Below are 18,297 nucleotides of genomic sequence, written 5' to 3' on the forward strand. Positions count from 1 at the left end.
AAAATTTAGATTTATAAAATAGGCTGAGTTTTGATTTCTCGTTTCAAATCGATTTTCGAAACAGGCTGGTAAACCAAAGGCGTGTGTTCTATCACAACATCACTTTTGTCCAACCCAAATGCTGCTTCATCGCTTTGACCAAGTCGCTTCAGAAAGAAATAGGAATTAAGTAAAACACCTTCTCTCAAAGCAAATTCATTTTCCACGGATAGGAATTTTTCTATGATGACAAATTTGAAATCCGGTTCGTTGTTATACTTGGAAGAACCATCCGGACGAATATGAAGATTGAGTTCTTTGCAATTGACCAAATCCTGCATAATTTTTTTGAAATACAATTCGGTTTTTGGCTGAATCCTGAATCCGATATTGATATTAACTTTAATAACTTTATCATCCACCAATTCCGAAATATTATAAGACAAAGTATAAGGTTCTTCTGTCCTATTAATATGGAGAAACCAATAAACATCTGCTTTTTTAGGATTTTTTGAAAAGATAGATTTGATGATTTTTTCTTCTATCTGGTGACGATGATTGGCCTTAGTCAAATAAACCAAATGTGTCGCAAACTTTGGAATATCCTGGTCTGAGCTTAACTCCTTGATTTGAGGGACAAATTGTCCAAGGTCAACAAACTTCGTAAATCTATTATTGATTTTTCTTGCAAAAAACCAGACATACATCGTCATAAAAATGAACAGTTCAAAGAACAAGAACATCCATCTCTCCTTGATTTTAGCAACGTTTGCAACAAAAAATGAAATCTCAACCGTCGCAAATAAAATCAATAATCCGAATACTAAAAACTTGTTCCATTTCAATCTGTAAATCAGGAAGTAACAAAGCAGAATCGTTGTCATCATCATTGCTATCGTGATACTAAAGCCATATGCTGCTTCCATATGTGTCGAAGATTGAAAATAGACAATCATCAGAATACAACCTGCCCAAAGGATATTATTCACACTTGGTATATAGATCTGACCTTTGATATTGGAAGGTTGTCTTACCGCTACTCTAGTCCAGAAATTAAGATTCATCGCTTCACTGATTAATGTATAACTTCCACTGATTAGAGCCTGAGAAGCAATGACTGTGGCAACTGTCGCAATAATAATCCCAGGAATTAAAAACCAATCAGGCATTATTTCGTAAAAAAGATTTCTTCCATCGAGAGCCGTTCCGCCTTCATTCAATAACCAAGCTGCCTGTCCCAGATAACATGAAATCAAACAAACTTTCACAAACATCCAGGTGATTCTGATATTCTTTTTACCACAATGTCCAAGGTCAGAATACAACGCTTCCGCTCCTGTTGTACAAAGAAAAACCGCTCCTAAAAGCCAAAATCCGTGAGGATAATTAACCAATAATTCATAAGCATAATGTGGACTCAAAGCTTTGATTACTGATGGAAACCGGATAATTTGTGAAATTCCCAAAATAAATAGCATTGCAAACCAAATTGCCATTACAGGACCGAAAACCCGACCAATCTTATGCGTTCCGAATCTTTGAAAAAAGAATAATAAAGAAAGAATTACAATGACAATCGGTACCGTTGGAATATGTTCCAGGCCTTTAACCATTTCCAGGCCTTCAACTGCTGAAGCTACGGAAATCGGAGGCGTGATAATTCCATCTGCTAATAATGTGGTTGCGCCAAGAATTGTCGGAATTGCCAGCCATTTTCCGTAACGGCGAACTAATGCATACAATGAAAAAATTCCGCCTTCGCCAGCATTATCGGCTTTTAAAGTCAGCCAGACATATTTGATAGTTGTTTGTAAAACCAAAGTCCAGAAGATGCAGGAAACACCTCCTAAAACCAATGTTTCCGTAATTTCTCTTTCTCCAATAACTGCTCTGAGAGCATAAAGTGGACTTGTACCGATATCGCCGTAAATAATTCCTAAGGCAACCAATAAGGAAGCAGCAGTAATCTTGCTGTTAATTCCGTTTTTTGACTTTTCCATTCATCTAATAATTGATGATACAAAAGTGGTAAGAAGCCTATCGGTAAAAGATAAAAAGAATGAGCGTTTGTATAAAGAAAATATAAAGATTGAAATATGTTTTTGTAACACAAAGGCACAAAAGCGTTAATATTAAATACAATTTTAAGGCACAAAGCTAAATTTGAAACAAATCTTTCTGCCTTAATTATTATTAAGAATTTCCTTGTGCCATTGTGTTTAACTTACTGAAACCTGTAACCGACTCCGCTTTCGGTAATGATATGTTTGGGCTGGTTGGGATTGTCTTCAATTTTTTTACGAAGTGTTCCGACAAAAACTCTCAGATACTGCGTTTCAGTTTGATAACCAACACCCCAAATTTCTTTCAAAATGTATTGATGTGTCAGAACGCTGCCTTCGTGTTTTGCAAAAAGCGAAATCAGATTGAATTCTGTCGAGGTTAATTTAATCAGTTCATCATTTTTCTTAACCGTCCTATTGACAAGATTAATCTGCAAATCATCAATCTCAATGACAGAAGTATTTTCCTGAGTCTGATTTCTACGAATGGCTGAGCGGATACGAGCCATTAACTCTGCCGTACGAAAAGGCTTTGTCAGATAATCCGTTGCGCCATTATCCAAAGCAGAAACAATATCATTTTCGTTGTTTTGAACAGACAGAATAATAATCGCTTTATTATACCATTCTCTGAGTTCTTTCAGAATCTCGTGACCGCTTTTATCGGGCAATCCAATGTCTAACAAAATCAATTCTGGTGGATGATTGGCTGCCATAATAATACCCTGTTTTCCGGTTTCTGCCTGCAGAACTTTATAATCATTACTTTCTAAGGTGATTTCCAGCAGTTTTCGGATTTGCGGTTCATCATCTATGATAAGAATCTCGGCTTTATTCATTTTTAAGATGGTTGATATAAGACGTTTCTGCAGGAATTTCTACCGTAAAAACAGCACCGCCATTTTCTTTATTATTCAATTTTATTTTTCCGTTTTGAGCTTCAACAAAACCTTTGACAATTGATAATCCTAATCCGCTTCCACCGGCCTTTGTGTTTGGAAGGCGATAAAATTTGTTAAAAACCAGATCCATCTTATCTTCGGGAAAACCATTACCATTATCAGAAATCAGAATAATTAAATTTTCCGATTGATGCCTCACTTCAATTTCAATGATTGAATTTTCAGACGTATATTGAATCGAGTTATGCAGAAGATTATGGATGATCTGTTCTGTAAATCCTTCATCGATCCTGAACAAAGGCAGTGTCTCATCGGACTGAAAAATAATCTTATGATTTTCATTAACCGATAATTTCTGAAGAACAGAATTAATCAAATCATTCATATCGTACCAATCGAATTTGGGACGTAAAATTCCATTTTCCAAGCGACTAATGTTCAAAAGGTTTTCAACCTGTCTATTCAGCCGAAATCCTGCTTTTCCAATTTCATTAAGCAAAATATTCTGATTGTCTATTGATAGTTTTTCTTTGTTTTCGTTAAGTGTATCAACTGCTCCGAGAATCGTTGCAATCGGTGTTCGCAGCTCATGAGAAAGGGAATTGAGAAGTGTGTTGTATAATTTGATCGTGTTTTCTTTTTCTTCTTTATCTCGCGCTTTCTTCTCGGCTTCTCTTATTTTGAAAGTCAAAACCGCATTGACCAAAGCAATGAAAAAATACAGGAAAAACATCAGCAGATCCTGCGTATTGTTGATATGAAAATTATAAACAGGCGGAATGAAAAAAAAGTTCCAGATCAATGCACTTAAAACTGCCGAAATAATTACCGGAACGATATCGAAAAGCATTGCGATCACAGAAACCGTCATCAGCAAAATCAATGAAGATGTTCTGTAACTTAACCAGTTTTGCAAGGAAAAACATAAGAAAGCAACCATAAGCACGGCTAAAATGCTTACGGTATATTGCTTCGTCAAGGAAATATTTTTTATTAACGGTATTTTCAATTCATTTATCAAAAAGTTGAACAAAGTTAGTTATTAACGTATAAAGATTTTGTAAAAAAAACTTTTTCATTAATTGGAAATAATTAATTTCTATAAAAACATTCTAAAATTATTAAAACTACTATTAAGTTAAAATAAAAAATCAATTCAAACCAGCGACTATACAGCGTTTTTCATAGGAATAGGTATGATCGATGATGTTAAATTCCAAATTCTATTTGGAACTTAAACCAAAAAGTTTATAATTTTGCTAACGCTGTTAGGAAAACTAAAATGGGAGTACACGAACGCAGACAAAGAGAAAAAGAATCTATACGCGCCAATATCTTGGATGCAGCTTTCTCTTTGGCTAAAACGGACGGGTGGGCTTCTCTTTCCATCAGAAAGATTGCTGATGCTATAGAATACAGCGCTCCTGTAGTTTATGATTATTTCGAAAACAAAGAAGCTATTCTCTTTGAGATCTCTCTGAATGGTTTTCATAAACTACACATAGAACTGCTAAAAGCTCAGAAGAAACACGACACACCGGAAGAGCAATTGGTTGCAATTGTTGATGCTTACTGGAATTTTGCTTTCAAAAATAAGGAGTATTATCAGCTGATGTTCGGATTGGGAATGCAATGCAGCGGAAAAGGATTGATGAAAGAAGAGTTCTCTTCTTTTCAGGATTTACTGTATGATTGCACTTATGATATCATTGTTAAAAAAGGTTCAAACCCAGATAATGCCTGCCATTCTTCTCACGCATTATTTTCAGCGGTTCACGGTTTGATCTCAATTATGATGATGCGTAATGATGATATCCCTTCTACGATGAATAAGACAACACTTGATGAGACTGTTGCAGCTTATATAAAATCGTTATAATTTTTTTCAATTTTCAATTAACACTGTTAGGAATATTAACACAGTATTAATTTTAATTTAATTATTAAAGGAATAATATCTGATATAATAGTTTCTTTATATTAACACTGTTAGATAAAAGAACATAGTTCAGATGAATTAATTAATCATATAATAACTTTTTAAAATATGGAAACAATGTAACTCAAATGCTAATATTTTGATTTTTAACTAACAATGTTAGATAAAATAACAATATTCAATTCTATTGCACTATTACTTAAAATTAACACACTTAAAAAACTTGAAATGAAAATAACTAACAATTCTAAACTTATTGTACTGATCTCGAGTATTATCTTTTTACAAAGTTGTACAAAAGCTGCAGACAATACGGCAATGGCGTTCCCTACGCCGGAACTTCCGGTCTATACCGTTATCACTTCTCTTGCAACAACTTATCAGGAATTCCCAACCTCTTTGGAAGGAAAAAACAATGTGGAAATCCGTTCTCAGGTAGACGGTTATCTGGACAGAATCTATGTTGAAGAAGGTTCTTTTGTAAGAGCCGGACAGCCGTTATTCAAAATTGATCCACGAGTTTACGGCGAACAGATGAATATGGCTGCTGCTAACCTTCAGGCTGCCAATGCTAATATTCAAAAAGCAAAAGTAGAAGTAGACAGACTTCAGCCTTTGGTTGCTGACAAAGTCGTTTCTGATGTACAACTGAAAACAGCAAAAGCCAATTATGCAGCAGCCGTTGCAGCAGCCGCTCAGGCAAAAGCATCGTTGGGTGGAAGTAAAATCAATGTTGGATTTACAACGATCACAGCACCCGTGAGTGGTTACATAGGAAGGATCCCTTATAAAAAAGGAAGTCTGATCTCCAGAACCGACCCTACTCCATTGACTTTGTTATCGGATATCAGCCAAATCTATGCTTATTTTTCTCTGAGTGAACTGGATTTCATTGCTTTCCAAAAGAAATATGCAGGCGCAACGCTTGAAGAAAAATTGAGGAATATGCCGGCGGTTGATCTGGTCATCGCAGACGGCAGCAATTATTCGGAAAAAGGAAAAATGAGCATCATTGACGGACAATTTGATAAAACAACTGGCGCAATCAGCGTTCGTGCTGTGTTCCCGAATCCAAATGGAACTTTGAGAACCGGCAATACCGGTCGTGTCCGTATGCCGCAATTATTATCAGATGCAGTTGTAATTCCGCAAGAATCTACTTTCGAAATTCAGGATAAAACTTACGTCTATGTTCTTGGAAAAGATAACAAAGTGACTGGAAAACCTGTGAAAATCTCCGGCAAGACAGAACACTATTACTTTATTTCCGAAGGATTGAATAAAGGTGAAAAAATCGTATTCACCGGCATCGGAAACTTGAAAGACGGTGCGCTTATCAAACCAAAAACAATCTCTTCTGACAGCTTATTGAAAGCCAATCCTTTGTAAAAATTATTCAGAAGATTAAAAATTAAACTAGTATGTTAAAACAATTTATAGAAAGACCGGTCCTTTCAACGGTCATCTCCATTATATTATTGCTGTTGGGAGCATTGTCGGTGTTCAATCTGCCGATCACATTGTTCCCTGACATTGCACCGCCAAGTGTTCAGGTAACAGCATTTTATCCGGGTGCGAACGCCGAAGTTGTAGCCCGTTCTGTTGCCGTTCCTATAGAAGAAGCAGTGAATGGTGTTGAAAATATGACCTATATGACATCCAATTCCAGTAATGATGGAACTATGACTTTGAGCGTATTTTTCAAGCAGGGTTCCGATGCAGACAATGCCGCGGTAAACGTTCAGAACCGTGTGTCAAAAGCGATGAGCCAGCTTCCTCAAGAAGTTGTCCAGGCAGGGATTTCAACTCAAAAAGTTCAGAACAGTTTCATTATGTTTATGGGTTTGTATAGTGAAGACCCTAAGGAATATGATGAATTATTCCTGCAGAATTATATGAAAATCAATATCATTCCGCAGTTGCAGCGTATTCCGGGAGTAGCTCAGGCGCAGGTTTTCGGAACAAGGGATTACTCGATGAGACTTTGGTTGAAGCCGGACCGTTTGGCGGCCAACAATCTTTCTCCGCAGGAAGTTCTGAATGCGGTAAAAGACCATAATCTGGAAGCGGCACCAGGTCGTCTGGGACAAGGAAGCAAGGAAACTTACGAATATATTTTAAAATATAAAGGTAAACTCAGCAAGAATGAGGATTACGAAAATATTGCCATAAAAGCCAATAATGATGGTTCTTTTCTAAGACTGAAAGACGTGGCGAGAGTAGAATTTGGTTCTTATACTTACACTGCTGCGAACAGAGTTGACGGAAAACCGGTTTCTGGTTTCGCAATTTTGCAGACCGCAGGTTCTAACGCCAACGAAATCTTAACTGAAATCGAAAAGCAGGTTGAGGAATTCAAAACAACTTTGCCAAAAGGTGTGAAACCGATTATTATGTACAATTCCAAAGACTTTTTGGATGCGTCCATTCATCAGGTTGTTGAAACTTTGGTGATTGCATTTATTCTTGTTTTCATTGTTGTATTTATTTTCCTTCAGGATTTCCGTTCAACATTGATTCCTGCTATCGCGGTTCCTGTTGCGATTATCGGAACATTCTTCTTTCTGCAGCTGTTCGGATTTAGTATCAATATGCTGACGTTGTTCGCACTGGTTCTCGCTATTGGAATTGTCGTTGATGATGCAATCGTTGTTGTGGAAGCCGTCCATTCCAAAATGGAACATACAGGAATGCCTGTAGAGCAAGCTACAATGAGCTCAATGTCAGAAATTTCAGGCGCCATTATTTCGATTACTTTGGTAATGTGTGCGGTATTTATTCCTGTTGGATTTATGCAAGGTCCTGCGGGCGTTTTCTACAGACAGTTTGCCTTTACGTTGGCGATTGCCATTATGATTTCTGCAGTTAATGCATTGACATTAAGTCCTGCTTTATGTGCATTGTTCCTGAACGACCCTCAGGGAGAGCACGGCGAACACGGTCACAAAAAAGGTTTTGGAACAAGATTTTTCAATGCTTTCAATGTGGCTTTCAATAATATGACCAGAAAATACATTTATAGTCTTAAGTTTTTAATTAAGAATAAATGGGTTGCAATTGGTGGTTTGGGAATTATCATCGCTGCGAGTATTTTCCTGATTAAAAAAGCACCAACCGGATTTATCCCGACTGAAGACCAAGGTTTTGTTTTATACGCTGTAAATACGCCTCCGGGAAGCTCATTGGAAAGAACACATAAAGCAACGGAACAAATCGATAAAATCGTAAAAGGCGAAAACGCAACCAATCATCTTTGGGTGGCAGACGGTCTGAATTTTATCAGTAATGCCAATGCTTCTCCATACTCTGCAGGTTTCATCAAACTGAAAGATTATGAAGACCGTGGCGACATGAAAGACCCGGATCAGATTGCAGCCGCTTTGACAGGAAAAGTGTCTCAGGTAAAAGATGCGAATGCATTCTTCTTCAACTTCCCTACAGTTCAGGGATTTGGTAACGTTTCCGGTTTCGAGTTTATGCTTCAGGATAAAACTAATGGTTCTTTTGAGCAATTGGGAACGACGGCTCAGGCTTTCATCGGAGAACTGATGAAACGTCCAGAGATTGCATTTGCTTTCACTACTTATGCAGCTGGCAATCCTCAATATACGATTGATGTTAATACCGATAAAGCCAATCAATTGGGTGTTTCAATTACAGAATTGATGCAGACAATGCAGATCTATTACGGAAGCAGCTTCGTTTCGGATTTCAACAGATTTGGGAAATATTATCGAGTAATGGCTCAGGCGGATATTCTTTACCGTACGGACACGAATTCTTTGGACGGCATCTATGTCAAAAATAATCTTGGCGAAATGGTTCCTGTCAAAACTTTGGTGACTTTGAAAAGAACTTTCGGACCAGAGACGGTAACAAGGAACAACTTGTTCAATGCTGTGACCATCAATGGAACACCGAAACCAGGTTATAGTACAGGTGACGCAATTAGAGCTGTGGAAGAAACAGCGAAACAATCTTTACCGAGAGGTTACGGCTACGAATGGACGGGAATCACGCGTGAAGAAATCAAAACCGGAGGACAAACGGCTTTCGTTTTCCTTTTGAGCATTTTGTTTGTTTACTTTTTGTTAGCAGCGCAATATGAGAGTTACATTCTTCCGTTTGCCGTTATTTTAACGGTTCCGACAGGAATATTCGGAGTGTTTGCTTTTACAGGATTGGCTGGAATTGATAATAATATTTATGTTCAGGTTGGATTGATTATGCTCGTTGGATTGCTTGCGAAGAACGCCATCCTGATTGTGGAATTCGCAGTTCAGAGAAGAAAAGCCGGGAAAACTTTGATTGAATCGGCCTTACAAGCTTCGAGATTGAGATTAAGACCAATTCTGATGACCTCATTCGCTTTCATTATCGGGATGTTACCATTGGTTTGGACACAAGGTGCGGCTGCAAAAGGAAATCATTCTATCGGAATCAGTACCGTTGGCGGAATGTTTACAGGGGTTGTATTCGGGATTTTCATTATTCCGGTGATGTATGTGATCTTCCAATACCTGCACGAGCAAATGCCAAGTAAAAAGAAACGTAAGCTAAAAAAAGAAAAAGCAGCTCTGAATTTAATTTAAATTTAAACGCAAAGGCACAAAGATTTTTTCCATAATCTCTATTGATAAGGTACAAAAATTTAAAATCTCCGATTTTATTTTGCGACTTAGAGTTTTTGACAATAAAGATTTATTTGTGCCTTTGCGATAAAAAAATAACAATCAATGAACATTATAAATAAAATAAAAGAGATTCTGGTCTCAACGGTAGTCGTGGCAAGTGCAGTTTCCTGTATGCCAAAATTAGCTTTGGACAAAGTAAGTCCGGAACTGCCGGAAACATTCCAATATATGGCAACGGCTGACACAGCAAGTGTGGCCAACCTGGAATGGCGACAGTTTTTCAACGACCCGATCTTGCAAGGTCTGATTGAAAAAGGCATCAAAAATAATTATGATTTGCAGATTGCCTTGAAACAGGTTGCCTCTTCGCAGGAACGACTAAAACAGGCAAAATATATGCAATATCCGGAAGTTGGTTTTGGCGTTACAGGTCAAATTACAAGACCTTCCGACAACAGTCTGAACGGACAAAGTATCAACTTGTTCCTTGGAAAAAGTTATGTTGAAGATTACAATGCAGCGTTCAATCTGTCTTGGGAAGCGGACATTTGGGGCAAAATCAAGAATCAGCAAGAAGTTTCGAAAATGCAATATCTGCAGACCTATGAAGCGACAAAAGCAATTCAAACGCAAGTTGTTGCAGCCATTGCGCAAGGTTATTATAACCTTTTGATGTTGGACAAGCAATTGGAAATTGCCAAATCGAATTTAGAGTTAAGTAAAAATACACTTAATATCACAGAAAAAATCTGGCAAAGCGGCGATGCAACATCTTTAGGTGTTCAACAGTCAAAAGCGCAAAAGGAATATACGGAACTTTTGATTACGCAACTGGAACAGAATATTAAAATCCAGGAAAATGCGTTGAGTATTTTGGTGGGTGAAAATCCGGCTAAAATCAGCAGAACGATTGAAATGTCCGACACGTCTCTTCCTCAAAATTTTTCTGCCGGATTGCCTGCAGCAATGGTAAGCCGCCGTCCGGATGTTCGTCAGCAGGAATTGGTTTTGTTAGAATCCAACGCTTTGATTGGAATTGCTCAGGCCAATATGTATCCTTCTTTGAAAATCACAGCCAATGGTGGTGTGAATTCATTTAAGTTCGATAACTGGTTTCAGATTCCGGCTTCGTTGTTTGGTTCAGCTTTAGGCGGAATAACGCAACCGATTTTCCAGAAAAGACAATTGAAAACCAATCTGAATGTAGCGAAAATCCAGAGAGAGAAAAATGTTCTGGCCTTCCGACAATCTGTTCTGAATGCCGTTGGCGAAGTTTCCGACGCATTGGTTTCTAATGAAAGCCTGAAAGTTCAGGAACAGAAAGCTGCAGAACAGGTTACAACCTTGAAATCCGGAATCCAAAGTGCTGAAAAACTTTATAAAAGCGGATTGGTGAATTATCTGGAAGTTATCACAGCTCAGGCAAATTCTCTCCAAGCGGAATTGAATCTGGCCTCCATTAAAAGACAACGGCTCAGCAGTATTGTTGATCTTTACCGTGCTCTTGGCGGTGGATGGAAATAGTAAAATTAAGTTATTTTTTGTTAAAAAGATGTAGTCTTTCGGGACTGCATCTTTTTTAATTTGATTAATGGGACTATAAAGATTTCAAATACTTTGAATTTTTTTATCAGAGATTTAAAATATTTATTTCTTAGAATACTTATCATAAGCCTTTTTCAGCTTTTTATCATAAGCATTAGAAGCCTGAGACGGCCCGTTATATTTCAAAGCAAACCGAGTCCAATCTTTCTTCTGTAAAAACGGGATCAGTTTATTTTTTTTCAGATACATGCCGAATGCTTTCAACTGTAATCCTTCACTTTTATACATGTCCGCTGTAAAAGATTCTACATTTTTGTACCCGATATCTATTGCATTGAAACCCATAATCTGAAACATTCCCCAAGATGTTGCACAAAGAGCTGCTTCTTTTACTTCTTTATTGTCGGATAAGGCAATAGCTTTATTCAGTCTTTTATATTCTGCAGCACCACCTAAGTAATATTTTTTTGTCCAGGTTTTATATAAAATATCCGGATTTTTTACAGAAAATTTTTTGGGGTCTATTCCTCTTTTAGTAAGTTCTTTCCAAAAGATATGTCCTTCAAATAAAATTTTCGGATCACCGTTGATAAGAAACCCTGTTCCATTACTTTCGATTTCGTTGACGGCTTTTACAACAGCTAATTCCAGTTTGTACTGCTTTGCAAAATTTATTAGATCATTTTCGGATAAGAATTTGTTTTTCTTAGAAAATATCTCTTTTTGTGTGGAAAGTAAAATTGTCCAGGTTTTAATTCCCACAATCCCATCGACAACCAGTTTATTCTTTTTCTGAAAATCTTTTACTGCTCTGTCCGTATCAACATCAAAATAATTATCTACAATAATGTAATCGTAGCCCACTTCTAACAATATTTCTTTGAGGGTGTAAACTGTTTTGTTTCTGGATTTGAGTTTAACGGTTTCCATTGCTTTATTTTTAAGAGTTTAAGTGATGATAATATTAGTAATTTTTTCTTTTACATCAAGTTACAATCTTAATAAAAAATAAAACTTTTAAAAGTTCTCTCAAGCGTATTTTACAGCAAGTCCCTGTGTTCCATCAGATAGGCTAAAGCTTCTTTTACCGTTTGTTCCGGACTCTTAGGATTAAAACCCAATTCGTTTCTTGATTTTGAAATATCGAAGTTCTGCTGTAATCCTGAAAACATTGCAATGTCTTTAACGCTTAATACCGGAGGTTTTCCACTGATTTTAGCTGAAAGTTCCATTACACCTGCAATTGCATACAGGACAAATTTAGGAACAGAACCAGGCACTTTGATTTTCAGTTCCGGATAAAGTTTTTGAGCCAGTTTGGTAGTATCGGTAATGGTCATACATTTTTCGTTGGCTAAAATATAACGCTCTCCGGATCGCCCTTTTTCTGCGGCAAGACAGCAACCTTCCGCAACATCTTTTACATCTACCCAATTCAGCGTTATTTTGGTATCCATCGGTATTTGCTTGTTTAAAATTAACCCCAGTACGCCATAAGAGACATTCAACTGGAGAAATGCTTCACTACCAATCATTGCTCCGGGCATTACGGACACCAATTCAATTCCTAATTCTTTAGCGAGCTGAAAAGCCAGCTTTTCTCCATCATTCTTAGAATTATAGTATATATCTCTCCTGTCTGGATTGTATCCATTACTCTCTTTAGTCGGGAGATTGGTATAATCTAAAGCAGCGATGGAACTCACATATACAATTCTTTTTACCCCCGCTTCAGCAGCGGCTTCAATCGTATTACGGGTTCCTTCCATATTGACATCGTAGATTTCCTTTTTAGGATCTTTGGCCCACAATTTAAATGAAGCACCCACAGCATAAAATGTATGAACTCCTTGAAGAGCCTTTACAAATGAAGCTTTGTCGGTGATATCTGCCTGCACCACTTCACAATCCAAATCTTTAAAACAGTCTTTATTTTTGATATTACGAACGGATGCGCGAACCTGAAATCCTTTTTTAATGAGTAACCTTACCAGATTGTTACCTAAATGTCCATTTGCTCCGGACACTAATACTAAATTCTTACTTGTCATTTTATTGATTTTAAATACTACTGCAAAGTTCATCCTTGCTTATTCAAAATCACTTCACAAATGTTACTTAAAAATCTGTTTGCGGATACGGCTCAAACTTTTGGGATTCATGCCCAGAAAAGAAGCGATATACTGCATTGGAACATTATGCAACAACTCAGGATGTTCTGTCATTAATTTTAAATAGCGCTTTTCTGCGGTAAGTGTTGCCAGTTCTTTCGCCCGTTTCTCATTGTAGGATAACGATTTCTGAAAAACTAAAAAACTGAAATCTTTAAATGCAGGGCTTTTTTGAGTAAGCAAATCAAGATCTGTCTTTGTAATACGTAAAAGTTCACAATCGGTAATACATTCCAGATTTTCATCTGATCGGGTCTGATTTGTAAAATTGGAATAAGAAGTAATAAAACCCGGAGGACAATTGATATGCGTGGTTACCTCATCACTTTTATCATTGTAATGAAACAACCGTACAAAGCCTGAAACCACAAAATATAAATATTGAGGAACTTTTCCCTCTTCTTCAATCACTCTGTTTTTGGGATATAGGACGGGTTCAAAATACTGAATGCATAATTCTCTTTCCACATCTGAAAGTTGTGTACGTACTGAAATAAGTTGGATGAGTTGATTATGCATAATATCATTTTTTAATTCATCAGTTCAAAAAAACTGGAATTATGATCATTCAAATATAACATTACTATTCTTCATAAACACTGGAAAAAGCGATCAGAAAAGTATCATTACTATTTTACTTAAAAATGCCAAATGATTATAAATTATCATTTGGCATTCTTTGTTCTAGTGACCTCAGCGGTGCATTTTCCGAACACTTTTGTAGAAGATTTGGATAAACTTGCTAAACTCTCGTCATTCATTATCTCAGATTGAAATGTAGAGAATAATTAGATGAAAGTTGTAGTTCATTATAAGACTTGGTGGCAAATACATTATTTTGATTTGGTTATATAAAATCACCAATTTTGTATTTTTTACTAACTTCAACAAATACTTTTAATATTATGAATGATTATGTAAATAGGAAATTTTTAAAAAGTAATAGTCAATTATATTTAGACGGGACTTGTTCTTATTTGAAAAACTATCCATAAGCTTTATATCCTTCTCTTATTTTTAGGTCACTTTTTTAAATAAGATTAAGAGCGTTTGTTTTTATTAGTCAAATATATGTCCTTTTTGTTTTTCCAAAAAAAAGACAATTTTTGATTGCAAAATTTCACTAAAACACAGACTATCAAAGGTAAAAATTCTTTAATGAAATATGTTTTACTTGTTGTATTGTTGATAGATGGGTCTGAAATAATCATATCCCTCTTTCACCAATCTATTGATGATGTGATTAGCTACAATATTCTGTTGATTCTCGTATAAGAATACCAAAACATTTAAAATAGGTTCTTTCTTATAAACATAATTTATTTTCATTAATAAAGCTATTCTGCTAATCAAATGAGCGGGGCTATTATTTATCCATCGAGATAATGCTTCTGTAATATGAATATTTACGATCTGATTCTGAAATTTCTTCATATTTTCTTCAACCAACAAGACATTTTCTTCATCTAATTTTTCTATAAAATCAGTGAGGTAAACAACTCCTTCTAATAACTTACTATCATTACTATCGGTTATTTTTTCTATAGACTGATTTATTAGTCCCCAAACTTTTAGAATTTTGTTAATTAAATCCTCTTTATTTCCAATCTGATCATTATCAATAATTGATTTTTGCCCTCTTAAAAGAGAAATAATTTTTTGGAGAACATGAATGTTCGGATTCTTCAGTGATTTATAAAGAAAACTTTCTTCAAAGCTATTTTCATAATTCCAAAAATAATAGGCTAAAAAATGCCTTAACAGACCGTGATTATAGAAAGTAAGAATCTTATCTGAATCTATGGCACGCTGATAACTTGAATAAAGTATTTTATAAAAATCAATATTTAACGGATTTCTAAAAGCTATTCCAGACATAAATGCTTCCCATTTAATATCATCATAATCTTCTACTTTTGAAAGATTATCATTAACCCAGGTGTTATCTAAGAACATAAATTGGGAAAGAAACTTTCCGAAGAGAACATAGGAATCAATATGGTTTTCGAAAGATTGTTCGAAAGCCAATTTAGCTTCAATATCCCATCGAGCGACTTTCTGATTATTCGGCAGATTTCTAGCATACTTCAAAGAATAATTAAGCAAACCTGTTAAAACATGTCCCGCTGTAGAATTTAAAGAATGAAGAATAAAATCACCACTCCGAATGGTACTAAAATCATCTTTAGGTAGTTCATCCAAGCATTGAAGCAAAACTTTTTTACAGTTTGGCAATAACTTACAATCAAAACTATGCTGTTCGTTTTGTGCTCCAGAAGTTATAAGCATACCAATCTCTCCAATTATCCAATCTTTAGTTACCCTAAAATCATCTTCTAGCTGAAGCTTATTAGATTTAAAAGACTCATTTGTTATGTATGCATAACAAAATTTCATAACCTTATCCCAATCAAAATCTCTACTTAACCTCCAAGCTTTAGAAAAACCTGATAAAATATTATAAGCATATATAAACTTAATCTCTACTAATTCTTCAACAAAATGAGCGAATCTATTTGGATCCTCTTCCACCGCTTCCTTTATAGCTTCTGCAAATCCATCAATTGTTGGATCATCAAATCCATAATTACTTTTAAAAGAATCCAGTTCATTCAATAGTTGCTCATCGGACATCGTTAGAATTTCATCTTTTGAAAATGGAGTGACATGGCCCATCCTAACAACAATTTTACCTTCTTCAGAATAATCTTTAGTAATCTTAGACTGTTCTTCAATCGTCAAGAACTTAGCACTAAAAAATGAATTTTCCTTTAGCGCGTCCAACCATCGGTGTTGCCATTCTTCTTTATTCAAGGCTAAGTGTTTGTCCCCTATTGGACCATTTTCAATTATTTTCCAAATAAACTTTTGTTCCTCTTCATTTAAGTCTGTACTAACTTTAGATAGTAGATAGTGAAGCTCTAATCTATAGGCATAGGTAGAAAATAAAGACATACTATCTTTTTCATCCAATAACTTCCAAAATAAAAATTTTAAATTACTCCAATCTTCAGCAACAATATAGAACAACATTCTCTTGAAGTATGGAAGATCAAATCTTTGGTCTTCAATAAAATCATTTAATACATCTTGTAAACTCTCGCTATCCTGCGTAACTAATTTGGTTAACCATTCTCTTAAATTAAATGAAAATACACCCAAAATAGGAGTATTATAATGAGAGTTCTCATCCAAATCTTTAATTCCTTCATATCCAATTATAGAAGTATAATCGCTCCAAAAATTAAAACTCAGACGATTATAAATATCTTGATAGATTACTTTATCAAGGTTATTTTTGTCAAATAAATCAGTTAAAAATTGATTAAACCAAACCTTATCCAGCTTTAAATAATTCTCTTGCGAAACCTCATCGATAATCATCGTTTCACCATTTGAAGATTTTTCCAAGCGAACTATCATTTTTTCAAAAATTCTAAATATTTTGAAAATATAATTTGTTTCACCAATTTTTCCCTCCGCAAAAATAACGTGATCGCGTAACAAGAAATTGATTTGCTCCAATAATCTGTATATCGTTTTGTTATGACAAATATTTATTATTTTGTCAAGTAATCCCTCGTTATGAAATGCATTATTTAAGGTATATGAATAATAAGGTGAATAGTATTGTACGGTAGATGATCTATTAAAATCCTCCAGATTATTTGATGTTCTCAACTCAAATAAATAATATAGAATTATTTCAGCTTTCTCTCTATCATTTGGATTATCTGTTAAAAATTTAGGTAATAATGAATCTGTAATTTCCGACGTTTGCAACATTGTATCAAATTGACTGGTTACCCATACAGGGATATAGTCCAAATATTCCTTTGTTACATTTTCGTTTGGAACCAAAGACAATATCTTAATTAAGCGATACCAAGTGTGGTAATTGTCGACGGGGTGTTCCGAAATATCCTTAATGATTTGTAAAATTTCCGGAACAAGTTCCAGATGCTCCGAACGCTCAAATTTTGTAGCAACACTAATCAGATAATCTAAAACCTCCCAAGATGGAATTTGATATCCACTTTCTTTTTGCACGGGTATTGGATTGTTTTCCGGATTAAAAAAACCTTGCTCTTTCAAATAACTAAACCAACTCATTCTCTGCCAATTTTTGGAAAAAATATAATTGATAACTCTGATTCATTTCGAATAAAAAATCTAAAATTTTCTTATCCAATGCTGTTTGTTTTCCAGACAGAATAATTCTGTCTATTTGTGCTGTGTTAGAAACAAACTCATCATCTTCCAAATCCATATTATTTCTTTGTTGAATTTTTCTTTCTGTAAGCAATCTGCTTTCTTGTTTACGTTTTTCCTCCAGCAAATGTTGGGAGAAAGAAGGAAGATGGGGTCTCAATTCTATTTTAAACAACTTCCCAGAAAAAGCTTTGATTGATGTGTCAAAAAATACATATTCTAAATTACCTTCTGTAAAATCCTGCTCGAGTCGACTATGCAATGTATAGCGCTCGTTTCCTTCACTAAAATCTTTATAATTAATGGTTGTGAATATGCATTTTGAATAGCCATGATCTTGTGAGTGCTTTTTTAACGTAAGCAGATTTATAGTATCCCTAAAACTATCTTTGGCGTGATTTGGTGGTGAACAATTAAGATTTCTTTTTGTTGCTTCCAAATAGATTTCGTCACTTTCTTTTGCTATGATTGCCTTATTGGAAAATAACATATCAATTCTACTCATTCGGTTATTGATAGAGGCTTCCACTTTGTCAGGTTCGTACATATTATCTAGCTGATGGACGGCGCTCATCATTCCTGCAATTTCTCTTTTCTTCTCCTTAAAACTTTTAAGAATCACCTGTTTTTTCACATCTTTATTCCGCATCCATTCCCTCTCCAAGTTTTCCGTAGTCACGAATATAACATGACCATTTTCTATCCAAAAGAGAAGTTCATCAAAATAATTGTCTTTATTTAAAAAGTCAATCTTAAGCAGTTCTAGCCAAACACAGGTATCAATAGCGAGGTAAATCATTTTCAAAATATCTACTTATACAAATATAATTAAATTTGAAATCCGCCACAGAT

At 35.3% G+C, this 18,297-nt stretch carries 12 protein-coding genes; 4 read left to right on the forward strand and 8 right to left on the reverse strand.

Annotated features, from left to right (window positions below; all coding sequences use genetic code 11):
* Positions 1-11 precede the first annotated feature (11 nt).
* From AC5P2S_RS09545 to AC5P2S_RS09555, 3 genes are all read right to left on the reverse strand, one after another.
* Complete coding sequence (locus AC5P2S_RS09545; protein WP_494554763.1) at positions 12-1,979, reverse strand: KUP/HAK/KT family potassium transporter; 1,968 nt, start codon at positions 1,977-1,979, stop codon at positions 12-14.
* 224 nt (positions 1,980-2,203) lie between these two features.
* Complete coding sequence (locus AC5P2S_RS09550; RefSeq protein WP_283415517.1) at positions 2,204-2,881, reverse strand: response regulator; 678 nt, start codon at positions 2,879-2,881, stop codon at positions 2,204-2,206.
* Entirely contained in the window at positions 2,874-3,923 is a 1,050-nt protein-coding gene (locus AC5P2S_RS09555) for a sensor histidine kinase (protein WP_494554764.1), read from the reverse strand. The genes AC5P2S_RS09550 and AC5P2S_RS09555 overlap by 8 nt, the downstream gene beginning before the upstream one ends.
* A gap of 303 nt (positions 3,924-4,226) precedes the next feature.
* On the opposite strand from AC5P2S_RS09555, the gene AC5P2S_RS09560 reads away from it, so the two are divergent.
* The 4 genes from AC5P2S_RS09560 to AC5P2S_RS09575 all read left to right on the forward strand — a co-directional run bounded on the left by AC5P2S_RS09560 (position 4,227) and on the right by AC5P2S_RS09575 (position 11,041).
* Positions 4,227-4,823, forward strand: a complete 597-nt coding sequence (locus tag AC5P2S_RS09560; protein ID WP_283415519.1) for a TetR/AcrR family transcriptional regulator — start codon at positions 4,227-4,229, stop codon at positions 4,821-4,823.
* 288 nt (positions 4,824-5,111) lie between these two features.
* Entirely contained in the window at positions 5,112-6,272 is a 1,161-nt protein-coding gene (locus AC5P2S_RS09565) for an efflux RND transporter periplasmic adaptor subunit (protein WP_494554765.1), read from the forward strand.
* Between the two features lie 32 nt (positions 6,273-6,304).
* Positions 6,305-9,475 (forward strand): efflux RND transporter permease subunit, encoded by a 3,171-nt coding sequence (locus tag AC5P2S_RS09570; protein ID WP_494554766.1) that lies wholly within the window; start codon positions 6,305-6,307, stop codon positions 9,473-9,475.
* Positions 9,476-9,619: 144 nt separating this feature from the next.
* Positions 9,620-11,041, forward strand: a complete 1,422-nt coding sequence (locus tag AC5P2S_RS09575) for an efflux transporter outer membrane subunit (protein WP_494554767.1) — start codon at positions 9,620-9,622, stop codon at positions 11,039-11,041.
* Between the two features lie 123 nt (positions 11,042-11,164).
* Here AC5P2S_RS09575 and AC5P2S_RS09580 read toward each other — a convergent pair whose 3' ends face one another.
* The 5 genes from AC5P2S_RS09580 to AC5P2S_RS09600 all read right to left on the reverse strand — a co-directional run bounded on the left by AC5P2S_RS09580 (position 11,165) and on the right by AC5P2S_RS09600 (position 18,244).
* Entirely contained in the window at positions 11,165-11,992 is an 828-nt protein-coding gene (locus AC5P2S_RS09580; RefSeq protein WP_494554768.1) for an N-acetylmuramidase domain-containing protein, read from the reverse strand.
* Positions 11,993-12,102: 110 nt separating this feature from the next.
* Positions 12,103-13,113 carry an NAD-dependent epimerase/dehydratase family protein gene (locus AC5P2S_RS09585; RefSeq protein ID WP_494554769.1) on the reverse strand — a complete coding sequence of 337 codons (1,011 nt, stop codon included), beginning with the start codon at positions 13,111-13,113 and terminating at the stop codon, positions 12,103-12,105.
* Between the two features lie 63 nt (positions 13,114-13,176).
* On the reverse strand, positions 13,177-13,752 hold the full coding sequence (locus AC5P2S_RS09590; RefSeq protein WP_494554770.1) for a Crp/Fnr family transcriptional regulator: 576 nt from the start codon (positions 13,750-13,752) through the stop codon (positions 13,177-13,179).
* Between the two features lie 651 nt (positions 13,753-14,403).
* The gene (locus AC5P2S_RS09595; RefSeq protein ID WP_047096978.1) at positions 14,404-17,346 is read right to left on the reverse strand and encodes a hypothetical protein; all 2,943 of its coding nucleotides are present in this window, start codon (positions 17,344-17,346) and stop codon (positions 14,404-14,406) included.
* The gene (locus AC5P2S_RS09600) at positions 17,333-18,244 is read right to left on the reverse strand and encodes a PIN domain-containing protein (protein ID WP_494554771.1); all 912 of its coding nucleotides are present in this window, start codon (positions 18,242-18,244) and stop codon (positions 17,333-17,335) included. The genes AC5P2S_RS09595 and AC5P2S_RS09600 overlap by 14 nt, the downstream gene beginning before the upstream one ends.
* Positions 18,245-18,297: the final 53 nt, after the last annotated feature.

It is taken from the genome of Epilithonimonas sp. 33E, assembly GCF_059372615.1.